Source organism: Kitasatospora sp. NPDC042419 (assembly GCF_056437345.1).
In genome coordinates, this window is the sequence record NZ_JBWKAW010000043.1 from 29,977 (window position 1) to 45,278 (window position 15,302).

15 protein-coding genes are annotated in these 15,302 nt (G+C 75.5%); 10 read left to right on the forward strand and 5 right to left on the reverse strand.

What is annotated here, in order from left to right; genetic code table 11:
• The first annotated feature begins 84 nt into the window (after positions 1-84).
• The 3 genes from AC067J_RS40585 to AC067J_RS40595 all read left to right on the forward strand — a co-directional run bounded on the left by AC067J_RS40585 (position 85) and on the right by AC067J_RS40595 (position 2,640).
• Entirely contained in the window at positions 85-1,416 is a 1,332-nt protein-coding gene (locus AC067J_RS40585) for a hypothetical protein (RefSeq protein ID WP_478307831.1), read from the forward strand.
• Between the two features lie 174 nt (positions 1,417-1,590).
• Entirely contained in the window at positions 1,591-2,127 is a 537-nt protein-coding gene (locus AC067J_RS40590) for an AAA family ATPase (protein WP_478307832.1), read from the forward strand.
• A 324-nt stretch (positions 2,128-2,451) separates the two neighbouring features.
• Positions 2,452-2,640, forward strand: coding sequence for a peptidoglycan-binding domain-containing protein (locus tag AC067J_RS40595; protein ID WP_478307833.1), 189 nt, complete (start codon positions 2,452-2,454; stop codon positions 2,638-2,640).
• 284 nt (positions 2,641-2,924) lie between these two features.
• Here the strand turns inward: AC067J_RS40595 and AC067J_RS40600 are convergent, their stop codons facing one another.
• Positions 2,925-3,413: a MarR family winged helix-turn-helix transcriptional regulator gene (locus AC067J_RS40600; RefSeq protein ID WP_478307834.1), complete on the reverse strand. Its 489-nt coding sequence runs from the start codon at positions 3,411-3,413 to the stop codon at positions 2,925-2,927.
• 131 nt (positions 3,414-3,544) lie between these two features.
• On the opposite strand from AC067J_RS40600, the gene AC067J_RS40605 reads away from it, so the two are divergent.
• The gene (locus AC067J_RS40605) at positions 3,545-5,077 is read left to right on the forward strand and encodes an MFS transporter (protein ID WP_478307835.1); all 1,533 of its coding nucleotides are present in this window, start codon (positions 3,545-3,547) and stop codon (positions 5,075-5,077) included.
• A 104-nt stretch (positions 5,078-5,181) separates the two neighbouring features.
• Here the strand turns inward: AC067J_RS40605 and AC067J_RS40610 are convergent, their stop codons facing one another.
• Together AC067J_RS40610 and AC067J_RS40615 are read right to left on the reverse strand one after the other, a co-directional pair.
• The gene (locus AC067J_RS40610; protein ID WP_478307836.1) at positions 5,182-5,403 is read right to left on the reverse strand and encodes a hypothetical protein; all 222 of its coding nucleotides are present in this window, start codon (positions 5,401-5,403) and stop codon (positions 5,182-5,184) included.
• 216 nt (positions 5,404-5,619) lie between these two features.
• Positions 5,620-7,344, reverse strand: coding sequence for a hypothetical protein (locus AC067J_RS40615; RefSeq protein ID WP_478307837.1), 1,725 nt, complete (start codon positions 7,342-7,344; stop codon positions 5,620-5,622).
• Between the two features lie 315 nt (positions 7,345-7,659).
• Here AC067J_RS40615 and AC067J_RS40620 point away from each other — a divergent pair, with 315 nt between their 5' ends.
• Complete coding sequence (locus AC067J_RS40620; RefSeq protein ID WP_478307838.1) at positions 7,660-8,340, forward strand: polysaccharide deacetylase family protein; 681 nt, start codon at positions 7,660-7,662, stop codon at positions 8,338-8,340.
• A 154-nt stretch (positions 8,341-8,494) separates the two neighbouring features.
• Here AC067J_RS40620 and AC067J_RS40625 read toward each other — a convergent pair whose 3' ends face one another.
• Entirely contained in the window at positions 8,495-9,868 is a 1,374-nt protein-coding gene (locus tag AC067J_RS40625; RefSeq protein WP_478307839.1) for an MFS transporter, read from the reverse strand.
• A 445-nt stretch (positions 9,869-10,313) separates the two neighbouring features.
• Between AC067J_RS40625 and AC067J_RS40630 the strand changes: the two genes are divergently transcribed.
• From AC067J_RS40630 to AC067J_RS40645, 4 genes are all read left to right on the forward strand, one after another.
• The gene (locus tag AC067J_RS40630; protein WP_478307840.1) at positions 10,314-10,748 is read left to right on the forward strand and encodes a WhiB family transcriptional regulator; all 435 of its coding nucleotides are present in this window, start codon (positions 10,314-10,316) and stop codon (positions 10,746-10,748) included.
• Between the two features lie 262 nt (positions 10,749-11,010).
• Complete coding sequence (locus AC067J_RS40635; RefSeq protein ID WP_478307841.1) at positions 11,011-11,946, forward strand: RNA polymerase sigma factor SigF; 936 nt, start codon at positions 11,011-11,013, stop codon at positions 11,944-11,946.
• Between the two features lie 118 nt (positions 11,947-12,064).
• Positions 12,065-12,457, forward strand: a complete 393-nt coding sequence (locus AC067J_RS40640; RefSeq protein ID WP_478307842.1) for an STAS domain-containing protein — start codon at positions 12,065-12,067, stop codon at positions 12,455-12,457.
• Between the two features lie 133 nt (positions 12,458-12,590).
• Complete coding sequence (locus AC067J_RS40645; protein WP_478307843.1) at positions 12,591-13,070, forward strand: ATP-binding protein; 480 nt, start codon at positions 12,591-12,593, stop codon at positions 13,068-13,070.
• Between the two features lie 113 nt (positions 13,071-13,183).
• On the opposite strand, the gene AC067J_RS40650 is transcribed toward AC067J_RS40645, so the two are convergent.
• Positions 13,184-13,723 (reverse strand): hypothetical protein, encoded by a 540-nt coding sequence (locus tag AC067J_RS40650; RefSeq protein WP_478307844.1) that lies wholly within the window; start codon positions 13,721-13,723, stop codon positions 13,184-13,186.
• Positions 13,724-13,899: 176 nt separating this feature from the next.
• On the opposite strand from AC067J_RS40650, the gene AC067J_RS40655 reads away from it, so the two are divergent.
• On the forward strand, positions 13,900-15,302 hold a 1,403-nt coding region (locus AC067J_RS40655), incomplete at its 3' end, for an AfsR/SARP family transcriptional regulator (RefSeq protein WP_478307845.1).

Below are 15,302 nucleotides of genomic sequence, written 5' to 3' on the forward strand. Positions count from 1 at the left end.
GACGTCTCGACCCGTCCGGACGAAGGCGGAACGCCGGCCCCGGGCCCGGGACGGGGCCGTCCAGGCGCGAGCGTAGGGGGACAGGTGGGAGCGGTCACGGTCATCGGCGCCGCCACGGTGCCGGACGAAGCCCGACCCGCGTGGATGGGCGCGGTGATCCGGGGCGGGCAGCACGTCGCCGACGCGCTCGGCATCCCCGCCCATCTGACCACCATGGACCCGGACGCCGCCTTCGGCGTGATAGCCATGCCGGTCCTGCTGGTGCTCGTCCTCCTGGGCGTCCAGGCCGGGGCCATCGCGCGCGCCGTCACCTCCCGGGACTTCTGGGACGACACCGGCCGCCTGCTCGGCGTGGCGCAGTTGCTGCTGCTCGTCCTGGCCTACGCGTTCGGGGTGGGAGGGCAGTCCCGCTCGTTCGGCGCCGCCGTCGGGGACATCCTCTCCGGGCAGTTGCCCGACCTGCTGCCGATGGCCGTCGCGACCCAGTGGTTGCTGCTCTCCGTGCTCTGGCTGGCGGTGGGCACGTCCGCCGGAGTCGGCCGCTCGGATCTGGCCGCCCCGTTCGACGCCGTCCGCGGCATGGCCCTGATCGCGGTCTTCGTCGTGGCGTTCACCGCCGCCTGGATGGCGCCGCCCAGCGGCGCGGGACCCGCCGGCCGGCTGCCCGCGGCGGTCGCGGTCGTCGCCGTCCTCCTCGTGTTCGGCTACCTCAGCGCCGTCAGCCGCGGACACGAGGTGCGGCCGCACGTCGTGCGTCGGCGCCGCGAGGCGCTGGAGCACGGCTTCCGGAGGCGCGGCGAGGCGCCGGGGAACGGCCTGGAGAACCGGCCCGAGGACGCGCTGATCGCCGCGCTGCTCGCCCGGTCGCAGAACCGGCCCGTGCCGTCGGGGGGCAGCATCTGGCGACCCGCTCCGGCCCTGGTCCTGCGGCTGTGCCTGCTCTGGGCCGGGCTGCTCGGTGTGCCCGCCGCGGCCGTCACCTGGGTCTTCAGCACCGGACGGTTCCCCCCGCCCGACCTCCCGGGCGTCCTGCGCGTCGAGCTGGCCGTCCTGTCCGTCATGGTGCTGCTGATGGTGTTCTCGTTCCGGCGCAACCTCGACGGCCGGATCCGGGTGTCCCCGGCGGTACCCCGGCTGATCGACCTCAGCCTGCTGCTCTCGGTCGGCTGGCTGGGCCTGTCCGGTGCCCGGCACTCCCCGGTGACGCTCGGTCCGCTGCCGGCATGGGTGGTGGCGCTGGGGCCGCCCCTGGTGATCGCCTCGCTGGTGCTCGTCCTCGGCGTCCTCCCGCACCGGCGGGAGACCCCGCGGCTGGCCGTCGCCCTGACGGTGGCCGTGGCCGCGGGACCACTCGTCCTGCCCCTGCGGTCGGCCCTCGAACACCTGCTGGGCGGGATCGTGCACGCGCTCGGGTAGGCCTGCCCGGCCCCGCACGCTTCGCGCGGGCCCCGGGCGGTGACGGCCGTTCCGTCCGCGCCGCCCCGTCCCGTCCGCCCCGCCCCGTCCCGTCCGCCCCGACCGGCGGTCCGCGACCCGCGCGGACCGTGCGATTCGTGCGGCCGTCGCGGTGAACCCCGGTACCCTGCCGGGGTGACAGGCGGTCAGGACACAGTACTGGTGGTCGTCCGCGGCAACAGCGGCTCGGGGAAGTCCTCGGTCGCCGCACAGCTCCGCGCGCGGTACGGCAGGGGCCTCGCGGTCGTCTCCCAGGATGTCCTGCGCCGGACGGTCCTGCGCGAGCGCGACGTCCCGGGCGGGGCCTGCGTCGGGCTCGTCGACGTGGTCGCCCGGCACGCGCTCGACCACGGGTTCCACGTCGTCGTCGAGGGCATCATGTACGCCGCCCACTACGGGCCCGTGCTCGCCCGGCTCGTCGCCGACCACCGGGGGCTCAGCCGGCTGTACTACCTGGAGGTCGCGTTCGACGAGACCGTTCGACGGCACGGCACCCGACCGCAGTCCGCCGACTTCTCCCCCGAGGAGATGGCGGAGTGGTACCGCCCCGGGGACGTGCTGCCCGGCGGCCTCGAACGAGTGGTCCCCCAGACCAGCGGCCTGGAGCACACCGTCCGGCTGATCCTCGCCGACACCGGGCTCACCCCGCCCGGCTGGACGCCCCGGCCCTGAACCCGGCCGACGGCGGGGCCGCCCCCGCGCCGGAAGAACGCTCCGTGCGCGTCCTGTCGCGCCCTGCCGACCCCGGGAGCAGGGCTCCTAGGGTGGGAGCGCAAGGCCGTGACGGTCCGTCGCGGCCCGCGCCGACGAAGGGGAACCGCCCGTGCAACGCCGAACCGTCGCCGCCGCCCTCACCGCCGCGCTCGCCCTGGGCGCGGCCGGCCTGATCGCGCCCCAGGGCGCCGCCGCCGTCCCCGGCGGCTGCTCCTACACCTCGTCGAGCCACCGCCCCGTGCTCAGCCAGGGCTCGACCGGCGCCGCCGTCAAGCAGGCGCAGTGCCTGACCAACGTCTGGGGCGCGTCCCCAAGCTCACCGTGGACGGCGTCTTCGGCCCCTCGACCCGCACCAAGATCAGGTGGATCCAGGGCTGTCACGGGCTCCCCCGGGACGGGATCGTCGGCCCGGCCACCTGGGACGCCCTCTACAACCCCGTCCCCGACTGCTACGACCCCTACCCGGGCTGAGTCCTCCCCCGGGGCGCGTGACGTGGCCCGGTGCTCCGGTCGGTCCGGGGCGCCGGGCCGCGTCACGCGTACCGACGGGAGTGGGCACGGGGGCAGTCCTCCGGGCGGCGGGTCGGCCCCGACTCCCAAGAGGGGCCGGGGCGTTGCCGGACCGGGCCGAACGGGGCCGGACGGGGCCGGACGGGGGCCGAACCCGGCGGCCGGGCGCCCCGCACCGCAGGCATCCGGCCCGGGTTCCGGCCCCCGGTCCCGGTCCCGACCCCGGTCCCGACCCCGGCCGCTCGTCAGTCGCCGCTGCCCGGCTCGGCGAGGTGGGCATCCACGGTCGCGTTCAGGTCGGCCACCAAGGACTCGAAGCGGTCCAGGAGGTCCGGCGGGTAGTGGGCCATGGCGGCGTCCAGACGGCGGGCGAGCGGACCGAAGAACTCGTCGGCCCGGTCCTGGATGTGGGCGCCGCCGCGCAGGGTGACCACCCGCCGGTCGGAGTGCTCGCGGGTGCGGGTGATGTGCCCGGCCGCCTCCAGCCGGTTGAGCAGCGCGGTCGTGGCGCCCGTGGACAGGGAGATCCGCTCGCTCAGGCGCGCCGGCGAGAGCGGAGCACCCCGCTCCTCGGCGGCGGCGATCTCCAGCACGGCGGTCGCATCGGTGGAGTGCAGGCCCAGCCAGGCGGCGAAGCGCCTGCTCAGCTCCGCGTAGTGACCGCCGTAGGTCCGCAGCCCTTCCATCAACCGCTCGTGCTGCGCCGCCACCTCGGCGCGCGCCGGTTCCTCCATGGGGCCAGCCACCCTTCCTCTCCCGTCGCGCGGTTCGCTTCCGACGGCCCGCTTCCGACGGATCCGCTTTGACAACCTACCGCTCTCATTTTACCTTCACCATGGAATTACTTCATGATGGAGGTATCGCGATGCACGACCCGTCCCCCACCACCCGCGCGGCAACCGAGCCCTACCGGTGGCGGTGGCTGATCCTCGTGGTCATGCTCGTCGCGGAGATCATGGACCTCCTCGACGCCTCGATCGTCAACGTCGCCGGCCCCGCCCTGGAGGAGTCCCTCGGCGCGACGCCCGTCGGCCTCCAGTGGGTGATCGGCGGGTACGCCCTGACCCTGGGAGCCGGGCTGGTCCTCGGCGGCCGGCTCGGCGACCGCTACGGACGCCGCCGCATGTTCCTGCTCGGCCTGGCCGCCTTCACCGCCACCTCGCTGCTCTGCGCGCTCGCGCCGGACACCGGGTCGCTGATCGCCTGCCGCCTGCTCCAGGGCGCCGCCGGGGCACTGCTCCTCCCCCAGGGCCTGGGCCTGCTGCGGGAGAACTTCTCCGGCCCGGAACTCACCAGGGTCTTCGCCGTCTTCGGCCCGGTCCTCGGGCTGGGCGGCATCATCGGCCCGGTCCTGGGCGGCGGCCTCATCGAGAGCGACCTCCTCGGGCTGGGCTGGCGCTCGGTCTTCCTGGTCAACCTGCCGATCGGCATCACCGCCCTGGTCGTCGCGGCCAGGTTCATCCCGGCGAGGCCCGGCGACCGGACGGTACGGGTCGACCTGGTCGGCGCCGGACTGGTCGTCGCCTCCTGCGCCCTGCTGGTGCTGCCGCTCAACCAGGGGCAGGAGGACGGCTGGCCGCTGTGGACCTGGCTGTCGACGGCCGCGTCCGCACTCGGCTTCGCGCTGTTCGCCCTCCGGCAGCGCCGGACGGCCGCCGCGGGCCGTGAACCGCTGGTGACCCCGGACCTGCTGCGCAAGCCCGCCTTCACCGTCGGGCTCGGCGGCATCGCCCTGTTCTTCGCCGGGCTCGTCGGCACCCAGCTCGTGCTGACCCTCTACCTGCAGATCGGCCGGCACTTCACCGCCGGCGAGGCCGGGCTCGGCAACCTCCCGCTCGCGATCGGCACCGCGATCGGCGGCGCGGTGAGCGGCGCCGTGCTGGCGGACCGGATCGGCCGCAAGGTGCTCCAGATCGGCCCGCTCGTCCAGCTCCTCGGCGCGGTCCTGCTCTGGTTCGAACTCGGCGGCCTGGACGACACCGCGTCCTTCTCGGTCCTGGACATCGCCCCCGGCGTGGTCGTGGCAGGCATCGGCTCGGGCATGGTGATCGCGGCACTGTTCAGCTTCGTGCTCGCCGCCGTCGACGACCACGAGATCGGCTCCGCCTCCGGCGTCCTCTCGGCCGTGCAGGCCATCGGAGGGTCCGTCGGCGTCGCGGTCTTCGGCTCGGTCTTCTTCGACCGGGCCGGGACCGGCGACTTCACCGGCGGGTTCCGGCACGCCCTCGTCGTCCAGGCCTGCCTGCTGGCCGCGTTCCTCGCCGTCACCTTCCTGCTGCCCGCGAAGGGCCGCCCCGAGGACGATCAGCACGGCGGCGCCACCCCGGCCACCCCGGCCACCCCGGCCACCCCGGCCACCCCGGCCACCCCGGCCACCGCAACCGTCACCGACGTCTGAGGGCGGCGGGCGAGCCGGCGGGCCCGTCCGGAGCGGACGTTCCCCGGCGCGGCCGGTCCCGGCGACCGCCGACGCCGCCGGTGCCAGCCCGCTGCCTCGGCCGCTCAGGGCCAGACGTAGAGGAGGGCCACCCGCGGTCCGCTGTCGCAGCGGTAGGCGGTCGTCCACCCCGACGCGACCAGGGCCCGGCCCGCGGTGTGGCAGGCCGCGCCGTTCGGGTAGTAGCCGTAGGACACGCATCCGGCCGCGTCCGCCGGGGCCGTCCCGGCGCCGACGGCCAGGAGTCCGGCCAGGGCCAGGGTGGAGACCACGCTGCGCACTGCCATGACGGTGCGTCCCTCCTTCGCGACGACGGCACCGGCTTCCGCGCTCGGTGCCACCGGGGAGCCTCCTCCCCGCTCGTGTCCGAATCAGCAGGAGGCCCGCAGTCCGGCACGAAGTGGCCGGTCCCGCGCGGGACGCACCGGAAGCGGCGGCGCCGGGCCGAACCGGGCGGGCCCGGGCGGACGTACGGGCATAAGGGCGTCCGGGTGTCCGGGCCGTCAGTCGGCCCGTCGGGGCCGTCCGAGGAACACGCCGAGGCCCGCGCCGACGGCCGTGCCCACCAGGCCGTAGGTGAGGGCCAGGTACGAGGCGTGGGACCAGGCCCCCACCTGCCCGTCGGCCCAGAGGAGGTAGGGCGTCAACGCGACGGCGGCGACCGCCGAGCCGAGGGCGACCAGGGCGAGGACGGTGCGCCAGGGCGGCCGCGGACCGTTCGACAGCACGGCCAGGATCGGGAGCAGCAGCAGCGACAGCACCCCGGCCACCCCCGCCCCGGAGAGGGTCCACAGGAGTCGGCCCCCGCAGAGCCAGGTCGCGAGCCAGAGCCACAGCAGGCAGATCACCTGACGGGGCACCAGTCCGAGGGCGGGGCGGCCGCGGTGGCCCCGCGCGGTGGTGCGCAGCAGGCGGCCGGCAGCGGCCGCGAGGGCCGCCGCGAAACCGGCGATGACCGCCACCGGGATGCCCCGGGCCCAGGAGCGCGGCTCCTCGGCCCGGACGGCGGTCGTGCGGTCCGGATAGTCCTGGATCGTCCAGGTGCCGTTCCGGTCTCCGCGGACGAGTCCGAAGCCGGAGTAGTCGGCGAGCACCGCCCAGCCGCCGGGGATGTCGGCGACCACCAGTTCGGCGGGGTAGGCGCCCGTGTTCGCCGGGGGTGAGGGCGGCGGCGCGAGGGTCGGGTCGAGCGGGATCGGCGGCTGTGTCGGCACGGGCGGATCGACGGTGGGCGGGTCCGGCACCGGCACCGCCGTCACCGGGCTCTCCAGGACCGGCATGTCCGGGAGGGGCGGCAGGGGCTGGGGCGGCGTGAACGGGGTGGGCGTCGGGAGCGCCGCCGGTGTGGACGGCGCCGGCGCCGGCGGCGGGGGCGTCCGGCGCAGGGGCGAGCCGGGGTCGAAGGCGACCCGCCACTCGCGGCCGCCGTCCTCGGTGACCTCGATCGGCGAGGTGGCGTCGAGCAGACGGAAGCAGTGCCGGGGCTCGGCGGTCAGACAGGAACGGGCCCACGGCCTCCGGTCCGGCGGGACGTCCGTGACGAGCGGCCACCGCTTCACCTGGGTCCAGGTGAGGCCGCCGTCCGCCGTCGTCCACCGCACCCTCTCGACCTCCAGCATCGGCTGCTGTCCGGCCGACCAGAGCATCGGCCCCGGGCTGGGCGCCTCCGACGTGGCCACCATCGCGACCACCGCCAGCGGCACCCCCACCAGTGCCGCCCACGGCCACCGGCGCCGGCCACGGTGCCGGTCCTGCTCGTGGCCCTGCTCCTGATGCCGGCCCTGGTGCCGGTCCGTGCGGGCCCGGGTCCACAGCCACCAGCTCAGCCCGAGCAGCGGTAGCGCGGCCAGGTCGGTCGGGTCCCCCTCGATCCGGCTCGGCAGCCCGCTCGACGACCAGACGGCCGAAGCGATTTCGCCACCCAGCGGCCCGGACTTGGCGAAGCCGAAGCTCACCGCCGTGACGGCCAGGCCGACCACCGCGGGCCGGTCGCCGCGCAGGCGCAGCGGGGTGGCCGCCAGCAGGAGGGTCGCCAGCAGGGCCGTGACCGGGGGCGCGACGAGCATCCAGGCGAGGTCGCTGACCTTGCCGGTGACCAGGGTGTCCGGCCAGGCCCGTTTGCCCGCGTGGTCGTTGAGGAGCAGCGCCACGACGGCGCCCAGCGTCCCCGGATGCCCCGCCCAGCGCACCACCGTGCGCAGCGCGTCCCGCTCCCCCGCCATCCGCATGCGTCGAGTCTTCCGCGTCCGGGACACGACGATGCCACGCCGATATCGCGATCCGGACGCGGCGGCCCGGTCCCGGGGTGGGGGCGCGCGGTGGGTGGGGACGCGCGGTGGGTGGGGACGCGCGGTGGGTGGGGACGCGCGGTGGGTGGGGACGCGCGGTGGGCGGGGGCGCGCGGTGGGCGTCGGACGCGTCCCCGCCGTTCGAGGCCGGTTTTGGCGGGTCGTCGGAGCGGTCCCCGGGGCTACGGTGGCGGGATGCGGGCGCGCGCCCGGGCACGAGGTCCGGCCGGCGCCCCGCAGCCGTTGGGAGGACGGATGTCTTCGCCTCGTGGGTCGGGCCGGCCCGGCCGTACCGCCCGTCTCCTGGTCAGCACCCTGGCCGCGGCCGCCACGGCCGTGATCGCCCTGCCCGCGACCTCGGCGCACGCCGCCGGCAACCGGGTCGTCTACCTCACCTTCGACGACGGACCGGGCCCGTACACGCCGCAGGTCCTCTCCGCCCTGGCCCAGTACGGAGCGCGCGCCACCTTCTTCGAGATCGGCCAGAACGTCGCCCGTTACCCGGAGTTGACGCGCCGGGTGGCCGCGCAGGGGCACAGCGTCCAGAACCACAGCTGGTCCCACCCCGATCTCAGGTCGCTCTCCAACTCGGCCTTCCGGGACCAGGTCACCGCGACCGACGCCCGGATCCGCGCGCAGACCGGCTCGACGCCGGGGTGCCTGCGGCCGCCCTACGGCGGGGTGAACTCGACGGTCCGGTCCCGGGCGGCCGGGCTGGGCAAGACCGTGAGCCTGTGGAGCGTCGACCCGCGGGACTGGTCGCTGCCCGGCCGGGCGGCGATCGAGCGGCGGGTGCTCGACGGCGTCAAGCCGGGCGCGGTCGTCCTGCTGCACGACGGCGGCGGCAACCGTGCCCAGACCGTCGCGGCGCTGCCCGGCATCCTGCGCACCCTGAAGGCCCGGGGCTACTCCTTCGGTCTCCTGAACTGCCGTTGAGCTGGAGTCGAGCTGCCGCCGACGTGCCGGGCTGCCGGACCGCAGTCGGACCGGGCCACGGAGGTCCGCACAGGACCGGGCAGGGCGGGCCGCCGCCCGTCCTGCCCGGCCGCGGCCGCCGGTGGACCGGTCCCGGCCCACCGGCGGCCGGCTCTCAGCGCACCGGCTGCGGGGCCCGTCGGGCCCGGACGGGCGCAGCGTGCGGCGCAGCGGTCGCGCCCAGGGCGGTGCCCCGGGTCTCCTCCGCCCACAGCACGCAGACCAGCAGGCCGGCCGCGGTGACACCGGCCGCGATGAGCATGGTCGGCCCGGTGCCCAGACCGGTCAGCGACAGCGGCAGGAGGTAGGTCCCGACCGCCGCGCCGATACGGCTCACGGAGGTCGCGACGCCGACGGCGGTCGCCCTGATCTCGGTCGGGAAGAGTTCGTTGGGGTAGGTCCAGTCGAGCACGTTCGGTCCGCCGCACAGGAAGGCGTACGCGCACAGCGCGACGACCACGACGACGGCCGGGGCGGACGGCCAGAGGCCCAGGACGGCCAGCGGGACGATCATCAGGGCGAACGACCGGATGATCACCGGCCGGCGGCCCCAGGTGTCGATCAGGCGCAGCGCCGGGTAGCAGCCCAGCAGGAACACCAGGCTCACCAGGCCGGTGCCGAGCGTCTCCAGCACGGTGCCGCCCGGCATGCCGAAGGCGGCGAGGATCTGCGGGCCGAAGGTGAGCATCGCGAAGAGCGGGGCGACCTGGCAGAGGAAGAACAGGCCGCAGAACAGGGTGCGGCGCCGGTACGGCGGGGTCATCAGCAGGCGCAGTCCGGTGGCGCGGCCCGGCTCGGCCGGCTCTGGCATCAGCTCGCGGCCGTCCACCCGGACACCGAGGTGCTTCTCGACGACGCGTACCGCCTCGCCGACCCGCCCGTTGGCGGCGAGCCAGCGCGGGGACTCCGGCGAGCCGCGGCGGATCACCAGGAACACCACGCACAGCACGGCGGAGCTGGCCAGCATCCAGCGCCAGCTGCCCGGCCCGCCGATCCGCAGGAACAGGTAGCCCGTCAGGTAGGCGAGCACCGAGCCGGCGTACCAGGCCACGATCTGCTGGCCGAGCAGCCGTCCGCGGTCCTTGGCGGGCAGCCACTCGGCCAGCAGCGAGGTCGCGATCGGGTAGTCGGCGGCCACCGCCATGCCGAGCACGAAACGCAGCAGCGTGATCGCCCAGACGGCGTCCACCCAGAAGGAGAGGACCGAGCAGACGATCATCACGATCAGGTCGGCGGTGTACATCACCTCCCGCCCGATCCGGTCGGTCAGCACGCCGAAGAGCGCGCCGCCGACGAACATGCCGATCAGGGCGGCGGCGCCGATCAGGCTGACGTCGGTGGCCGAGAGTCCGAGCTCGGGGCGCATGCCGATGAGGGCGACGCCGACGATGCTCAGGATGTACCCGTCGAGCAGGGGCCCACCGGAGCAGGCGAGGGCGAGCCTGCGGTGGAAGGCGGTATACGGGGCGTTGTCGATGGTGCGTGACATGGAAGTCGGGTCCTCCGGAGCGTACGGCGGTGCTCCCGCACCCCGTACGCCGCGTAGACGACGGTAGGCGGGCCGCCTCCGAGGAGGTGGCCCGCTCGCCCGGAACCACCGGGCGACCGTCCACGGTTGCCCGCCCGTGCGGCCCGTCCGCGGGGTCGAAGGTCAGCACGGGAGGGGACGGAGGTCCCGAATCGGACGGGCCCTCGGCCCCTGCCGGAACGGCGTCCGCCCGGTCGTGACGGGCCGTCCGGGGGTCCGCGGACGGTCCGGGCCGCGCGGTGTGACGCTCGACACCCCGCCGGCCGTCCCCGGCCACCGCCCCGGACCGGCCCGACCCGGGCCGGCCGCCGACCCGACCGCCGCCCCGGACCACCGCCCCGGGCCGGCCGCCCCGCCGGGGAGCGGGCGGCGGTTTACTCCCGGCGGGACGGGTCAGACGGGGGCCATGAGCGACCTCCCCCGCCGTCCCGGCGTCTTCGACCACCACGGGAGCTGGCAGACCCGCGCGGCCTGCCGGCACGCCGACAGCCGTCTCTTCTTCCACCCCACGGGCGAGCGCGGCCAGGCCCACGACGACCGCGACCTGGCCGCCAAACGCGTCTGCGCCCGCTGCCCGGTCAGCCGGGCCTGTCTGGAGTACGCCCTGCTGGCCGACGAGGCCTACGGCGTCTGGGGCGGGCTGACCGAGGCGGAACGCGCCGACCTGCTCCGGCCGGCCCGCGGCAGGTCCGCCCGCGACCGGACCGACCGCGACCGGACCGCCCGTGAGAGGACCGACCGCGAGAGGAAGGAGTGCGAGCGGAAGGAGCGCGACAGCACCGGCACCGACCGGACCGACCACGACCGGCCCGTCCCCCGCCGTTCCCACGACGTGGCCTGACGGGACCCCGCCTCCGCCGCGGGTCCACCCGGCCCGCACGCCCTCCGCCGGTCCCGCCGCCGGCCCCGTCCCCGTCCCCGTCCCCGAGCAGCCTTGAGCAGCCTTGAGCGCCCGCGAGCGCCCCCGGGAGGCCGTCGCACCGGCCCCCGGCTTCACGAACCGCCCCGCCCTTTCACGAAACCGCCACACGGCCGGGGGGCATCACCCCGCCGGTCCCGGGTAGAGCCGTCCGAGTCATCGCGGAACCGATGAAAGGACTGACATGGCTGCGCCCAGTGATGCTCTCCTCGCCCCCGTCCAGTCGGCCGTCCCCGGCCAGGCCGGACCGAGGGAGGCCGCCCCCGCCACCGACCGGCCCGCTCCGCCGCACGGGCAGCCGCGCCACGACGAGCAGCCGGAGCAGCCGGAGCTGCCCGAGGTGCCGGACCCGTCCGGGGTCGCCCCGGCCGACGCCCGCGAGCTGACCCGGACCCTGCTCCTGCGGCTCCGTGACCTGGAGGAGGGCACCCGCGAGTACTCGTACGTCCGGGGCACGCTCATCGAGCTCAACACGTCCCTGGTCCGGTACGCGATGCGCCGCTTCTCCTCCGGCCGCGAGCCCCACGAGGACCTCCTCCAGGTCGGCACCATCGGCCTGATCAAGGCGATCGACCGCTTCGACCACAGCCACGGCGTGGAGTTCACCACCTTCGCGATGCCCACGATCCTCGGTGAGATCCGTCGGCACTTTCGCGACACCACGTGGGCGGTGCACGTCCCGCGCAGGCTCCAGGAGCTGCGGATCTCCCTGGCCAAGGCCCAGGAGCGGCTCGCGCAGCGGCTCGACCGCGCGCCCACCGTGGCGGAGCTCGCGGAGGAGCTCTCCCTCACACCGGAAGAGATCGTCGAGGGCCTCGCCGCGGCGAACGGCCACTCCGCCGGCTCGCTGGACTCCTCGGCCGACCCCGACGCCACTGACTCGCCGCTGCAGCGCCTCGGCGGTGTGGACGGTCGGCTGGAACTGGTCGAGAGCCTCGTCGCGCTGAAGCCGCTGATCGCCGAACTGCCCGAGCGCGACCGGCTGATCCTCTCGATGCGGTTCACCGAGGAACTCACCCAGTCGCAGATCGGCGCCCGGCTCGGGGTCTCCCAGATGCACGTCTCCCGTCTGCTCAGCCGCATCCTGAAGCGGCTCCGCGACGGCCTCGACCAGCCCTGAGGGCCCCTCGTCCCCACCCGCCGCCGGGGCCGGGACCGCTTACCGCACCACGCCCCTGGCTGACGGCCTCTCATCGGCGTAAGGTCACCGGGAGCACCCGGAGAGAAGGGCACGAACCATGCCAGCCCAGGACGACCAGTACCCGGTGGCCGCCCCCGCTGCCACCGTGCCCACCCCGCCGGGCGTCGAGGTCAGCCTCACCGGCTCGGAGTCGGCCGTCTGCGCGCTGAGCGGCGATCTCGACATCGACAGCCTCGCGCCGGCCGAACGGGCCCTCACCGAGCTCGTCGCCCGGCGCCCCCGGCGGATGGTCGTGGACCTGCACGAGGTCGGCTTCTGCGACTCCTCCGGACTCAACCTGCTGCTGAAGGCGCGGCTCGCCGCCGGCAGCGCGAACGTCGAGTTCCGGCTCGCCGCGCCGTCCCCGCAGGTCTCCCGCCTGCTGGAGCTCACCGGGGCCGGTGCGGTCTTCTCGATCCACGACACGGTGCCCGCCGCACTCGCCGCCTGATCCGCGCACCGGGGCTCCCCGGCGCGACTCGGCGGGCCCGGCCTCCGCGCCAGGCGCAGGAATAACTCCGGTACCCCGGGGAAACCGACCAGACGACCTCTCATCAGCCATGCGAGGAAGGGGTGAGCCATCCATGGCGACGAGCCGCGGCGCGCTCGACGGCAGCCGGTCCGGGAGCGGCCGTCCGACGAGCGGGCAGCGTCGGCGGCTGCGGCTGGCCGGGATTCCCAAGCCGGTCGCCCGCTCCCGGGCGTTCACCGGCGAGGCGCTGGCCGACTGGTCCTGGCTGCGGCCCGAGGACGGCGCGGATCCCGACGTGGTCGACGACGTCGTGCTGCTCGTGGCCGAGCTGGTGGCCAACGCGATGATGCACGGCGGAGGCCCGTTGGAGCTGGTGCTCGACGCCTCGGAGACGCGTCTGCGGATCGAGGTCAGCGACGGGTCCTCGGCCCTGCCGGAGCCCCGGCTGCCGCACCTGCCCGGACTGCCCGGCGGGCACGGCCTGTTCATCGTGCAGCGGGCGGCCGACCGGTGGGGCGCCGAACTACACGAACGCGGCAAGGCGGTCTGGGCGGAGATCGACAGCCGACGGCTGCTGCCGGCTCCGGCCTGAGCCACCCGGCGGTCCCGGCCCCGGAAGCGGAACCGGAGCCGGGACCGCCGCGGGCGGCGGAACCGTGGCGGGCCGCTGCCCGCGTCCGGACGCGGGCAGCGGCGGTGCGGGGATCAGCTCCAGGGGTTGGCGGGCTGGTCGTTGATCGCGGTCCAGAAGCGGGTGTTGTTGGGGATGTCGCCGTAGGCCCAGAAGCTCCAGCCGCCGGGCTGGGCGAGGTCCGGGCCGTAGTGGCCGTCGTGGAACTCGGCCTCGCGCCAGCCGGCACCGAAGGTGGACGAGCAGACGCTGTCGGCCGCCGCGCGGCTGTTCAGGCGGCTGCCCTTCACCGGGCGGCTGAGCGCCACGGTGCCCTGGGCCCAGCCGTTGTAGAAGCCGATGCTGATCCCGGCCGGTGCCGGGCTGCCGTCCACGTTGAGGCAGAGCACGGGCAGCGAGGCCGACGGCGGGGTGTCGCCGTGGTAGGCGTCACTCGGCGTGCCACCCGGGCCGCCGACCTGGACGGTGTCGTCCGGCCCGTAGTTGAGGACCTGCCAGGTCATCCCGTAGTGGGTGGCCGGCCCGGTCGCGGCGTTCGCCGGGGCGGCGGTCAGCGGGACCACCAGGGCCGCGGCGACGGCCGCCGCGGTGGCGAGGCGCTTGGTGAGGTTCATGGACTGTTCCTCCAGAGATTCCAGGCAAGTAGTGGGAAAGCTCCCGGACCTTCGAAGGCCCGGTGCGTGTCCGACCCTCTCAATCCGCAGCACCGATCTGGCATGATCTGGTCATCGAATCGTCACCAAAAGCGACGGTCCGACAGCGGTGTGCAGCACCCTGAGGAGGGGAACGCATGGAGTTCGGGATTCTGGGACCGCTGGAGGTACGGACCGACACGGGCAACCGGGTCCGGCTGGGGGGCGACCGGCAGGAGCGGCTGCTCGCAGCCCTGCTGCTGAACGCGGAGGGCTCCGTCCCGGTCGCCCGCCTGGTCGACGCCGTCTGGGACGACCATCCGCCGGCCACCGCCGACCGCCAGGTCCGCAACCTGGCCGGGATGGTCCGCCGCCTCTTCGGCAGAGCCGATCCGGGCGGCCCGCCCGTGCTGCTGACGGACGGCCACGGCTACCGAATCGCCCTGGACGGCCACCGGCTGGACGCGCGGACCTTCGCCGACCAGGTCGCGCAGGCCCGCGCCACGGCCGCCGCCGGCGGGAAGGACAACGGGACGAGCGACGGGAACGCAGGCGGGCACGCCGGTGGTGGGAACGCCGGTGGTGGAGCCTCCGCCGCGGCGGCGGGTCTGCGGGAGGCGCTCGCGCTGTGGCGCGGGCCGGTCCTGGACGGGCTCCCGGGGCAGTTGCTGGCGGCGGGCGCCGTCGCGCTGGACGAGTTGCGGCTGACCGCCTGGGAGGACTGCCTCGACCTGGAGGCGGCCCTGGGGCGGCACCGGGCGACGGTGCCGGAGCTGACCGCGCTGGTGGCCGAGCACCCGCTCCGGGAACGGTTCGTCGGCCAGCTGATGCGCGCCCTGCACCGCTCCGGCCGGACCGCCGACGCCCTCGCCGTCCACCGCCGCTTCGCCGGACGGCTCGCGGATGAGCTCGGACTCGACCCGAGCACCGAACTCCAGCGCCTGCACCTGGAGTTGCTGACCACCGGACCGGCACGACCGGACGGCCGACGGCCGGACGCCGACGGGAGGAGCGGGAGCAGGACGGACAGGAGCGGGACGGGCGGCAGCGGCGGCCCTGGCGGCACCGAGGAACGTCGTACGACCGTGCGCGGGCCGGACCGGCGCGCCTCCGGCCGGCGCGGCGCCGGGCAGGGGCGCACCGGAGACGGGCACACGGGCCGGGCGGACGCGGGCCGGGCGGACACCGGCCGGAGAGACACCGACTGGAGGGACACCGGGCAGGGCGGTCCCTGGCAGGGCGGATCCGGACGCGACGAGGTGGAGAGACGGGCCGGGACCATACCCAAACCGGCTCAACTACCGCCCCCACTGGCCACGTTCACCGGACGCGACGAGGAGCTGGCGGCACTCGACGGCTTCGCCGAGCAGACCGGCCCCGGGGCCGCGGCCGGGACGGCCACCGCCACCGCTGCGGCCCCGATCCGGGTGGTCTCGGGCAGTGCCGGTGTCGGCAAGAGCACCCTCGTCGTCCAGTGGGCGCACCGGGTGCGGGGTCGGTTTCCGGGTGGTCAGTTGTATGCGGATCTGCAGGGGTTCTCGGTGGGGGCGCCGTTGGCGCC

Coding starts and splice junctions, on each gene's coding strand:
- AC067J_RS40600 (WP_478307834.1), bottom strand. CDS start 3,413: ATGGAGGAACCGGCGCGCGCCGAGGTGGCGGCGCAGCACGAGCGGTTG.
- AC067J_RS40605 (WP_478307835.1), top strand. CDS start 3,545: ATGCACGACCCGTCCCCCACCACCCGCGCGGCAACCGAGCCCTACCGG.
- AC067J_RS40610 (WP_478307836.1), bottom strand. CDS start 5,403: ATGGCAGTGCGCAGCGTGGTCTCCACCCTGGCCCTGGCCGGACTCCTG.
- AC067J_RS40615 (WP_478307837.1), bottom strand. CDS start 7,344: ATGCGGATGGCGGGGGAGCGGGACGCGCTGCGCACGGTGGTGCGCTGG.
- AC067J_RS40620 (WP_478307838.1), top strand. CDS start 7,660: ATGTCTTCGCCTCGTGGGTCGGGCCGGCCCGGCCGTACCGCCCGTCTC.
- AC067J_RS40625 (WP_478307839.1), bottom strand. CDS start 9,868: ATGTCACGCACCATCGACAACGCCCCGTATACCGCCTTCCACCGCAGG.
- AC067J_RS40630 (WP_478307840.1), top strand. CDS start 10,314: ATGAGCGACCTCCCCCGCCGTCCCGGCGTCTTCGACCACCACGGGAGC.
- AC067J_RS40635 (WP_478307841.1), top strand. CDS start 11,011: ATGGCTGCGCCCAGTGATGCTCTCCTCGCCCCCGTCCAGTCGGCCGTC.
- AC067J_RS40640 (WP_478307842.1), top strand. CDS start 12,065: ATGCCAGCCCAGGACGACCAGTACCCGGTGGCCGCCCCCGCTGCCACC.
- AC067J_RS40645 (WP_478307843.1), top strand. CDS start 12,591: ATGGCGACGAGCCGCGGCGCGCTCGACGGCAGCCGGTCCGGGAGCGGC.
- AC067J_RS40650 (WP_478307844.1), bottom strand. CDS start 13,723: ATGAACCTCACCAAGCGCCTCGCCACCGCGGCGGCCGTCGCCGCGGCC.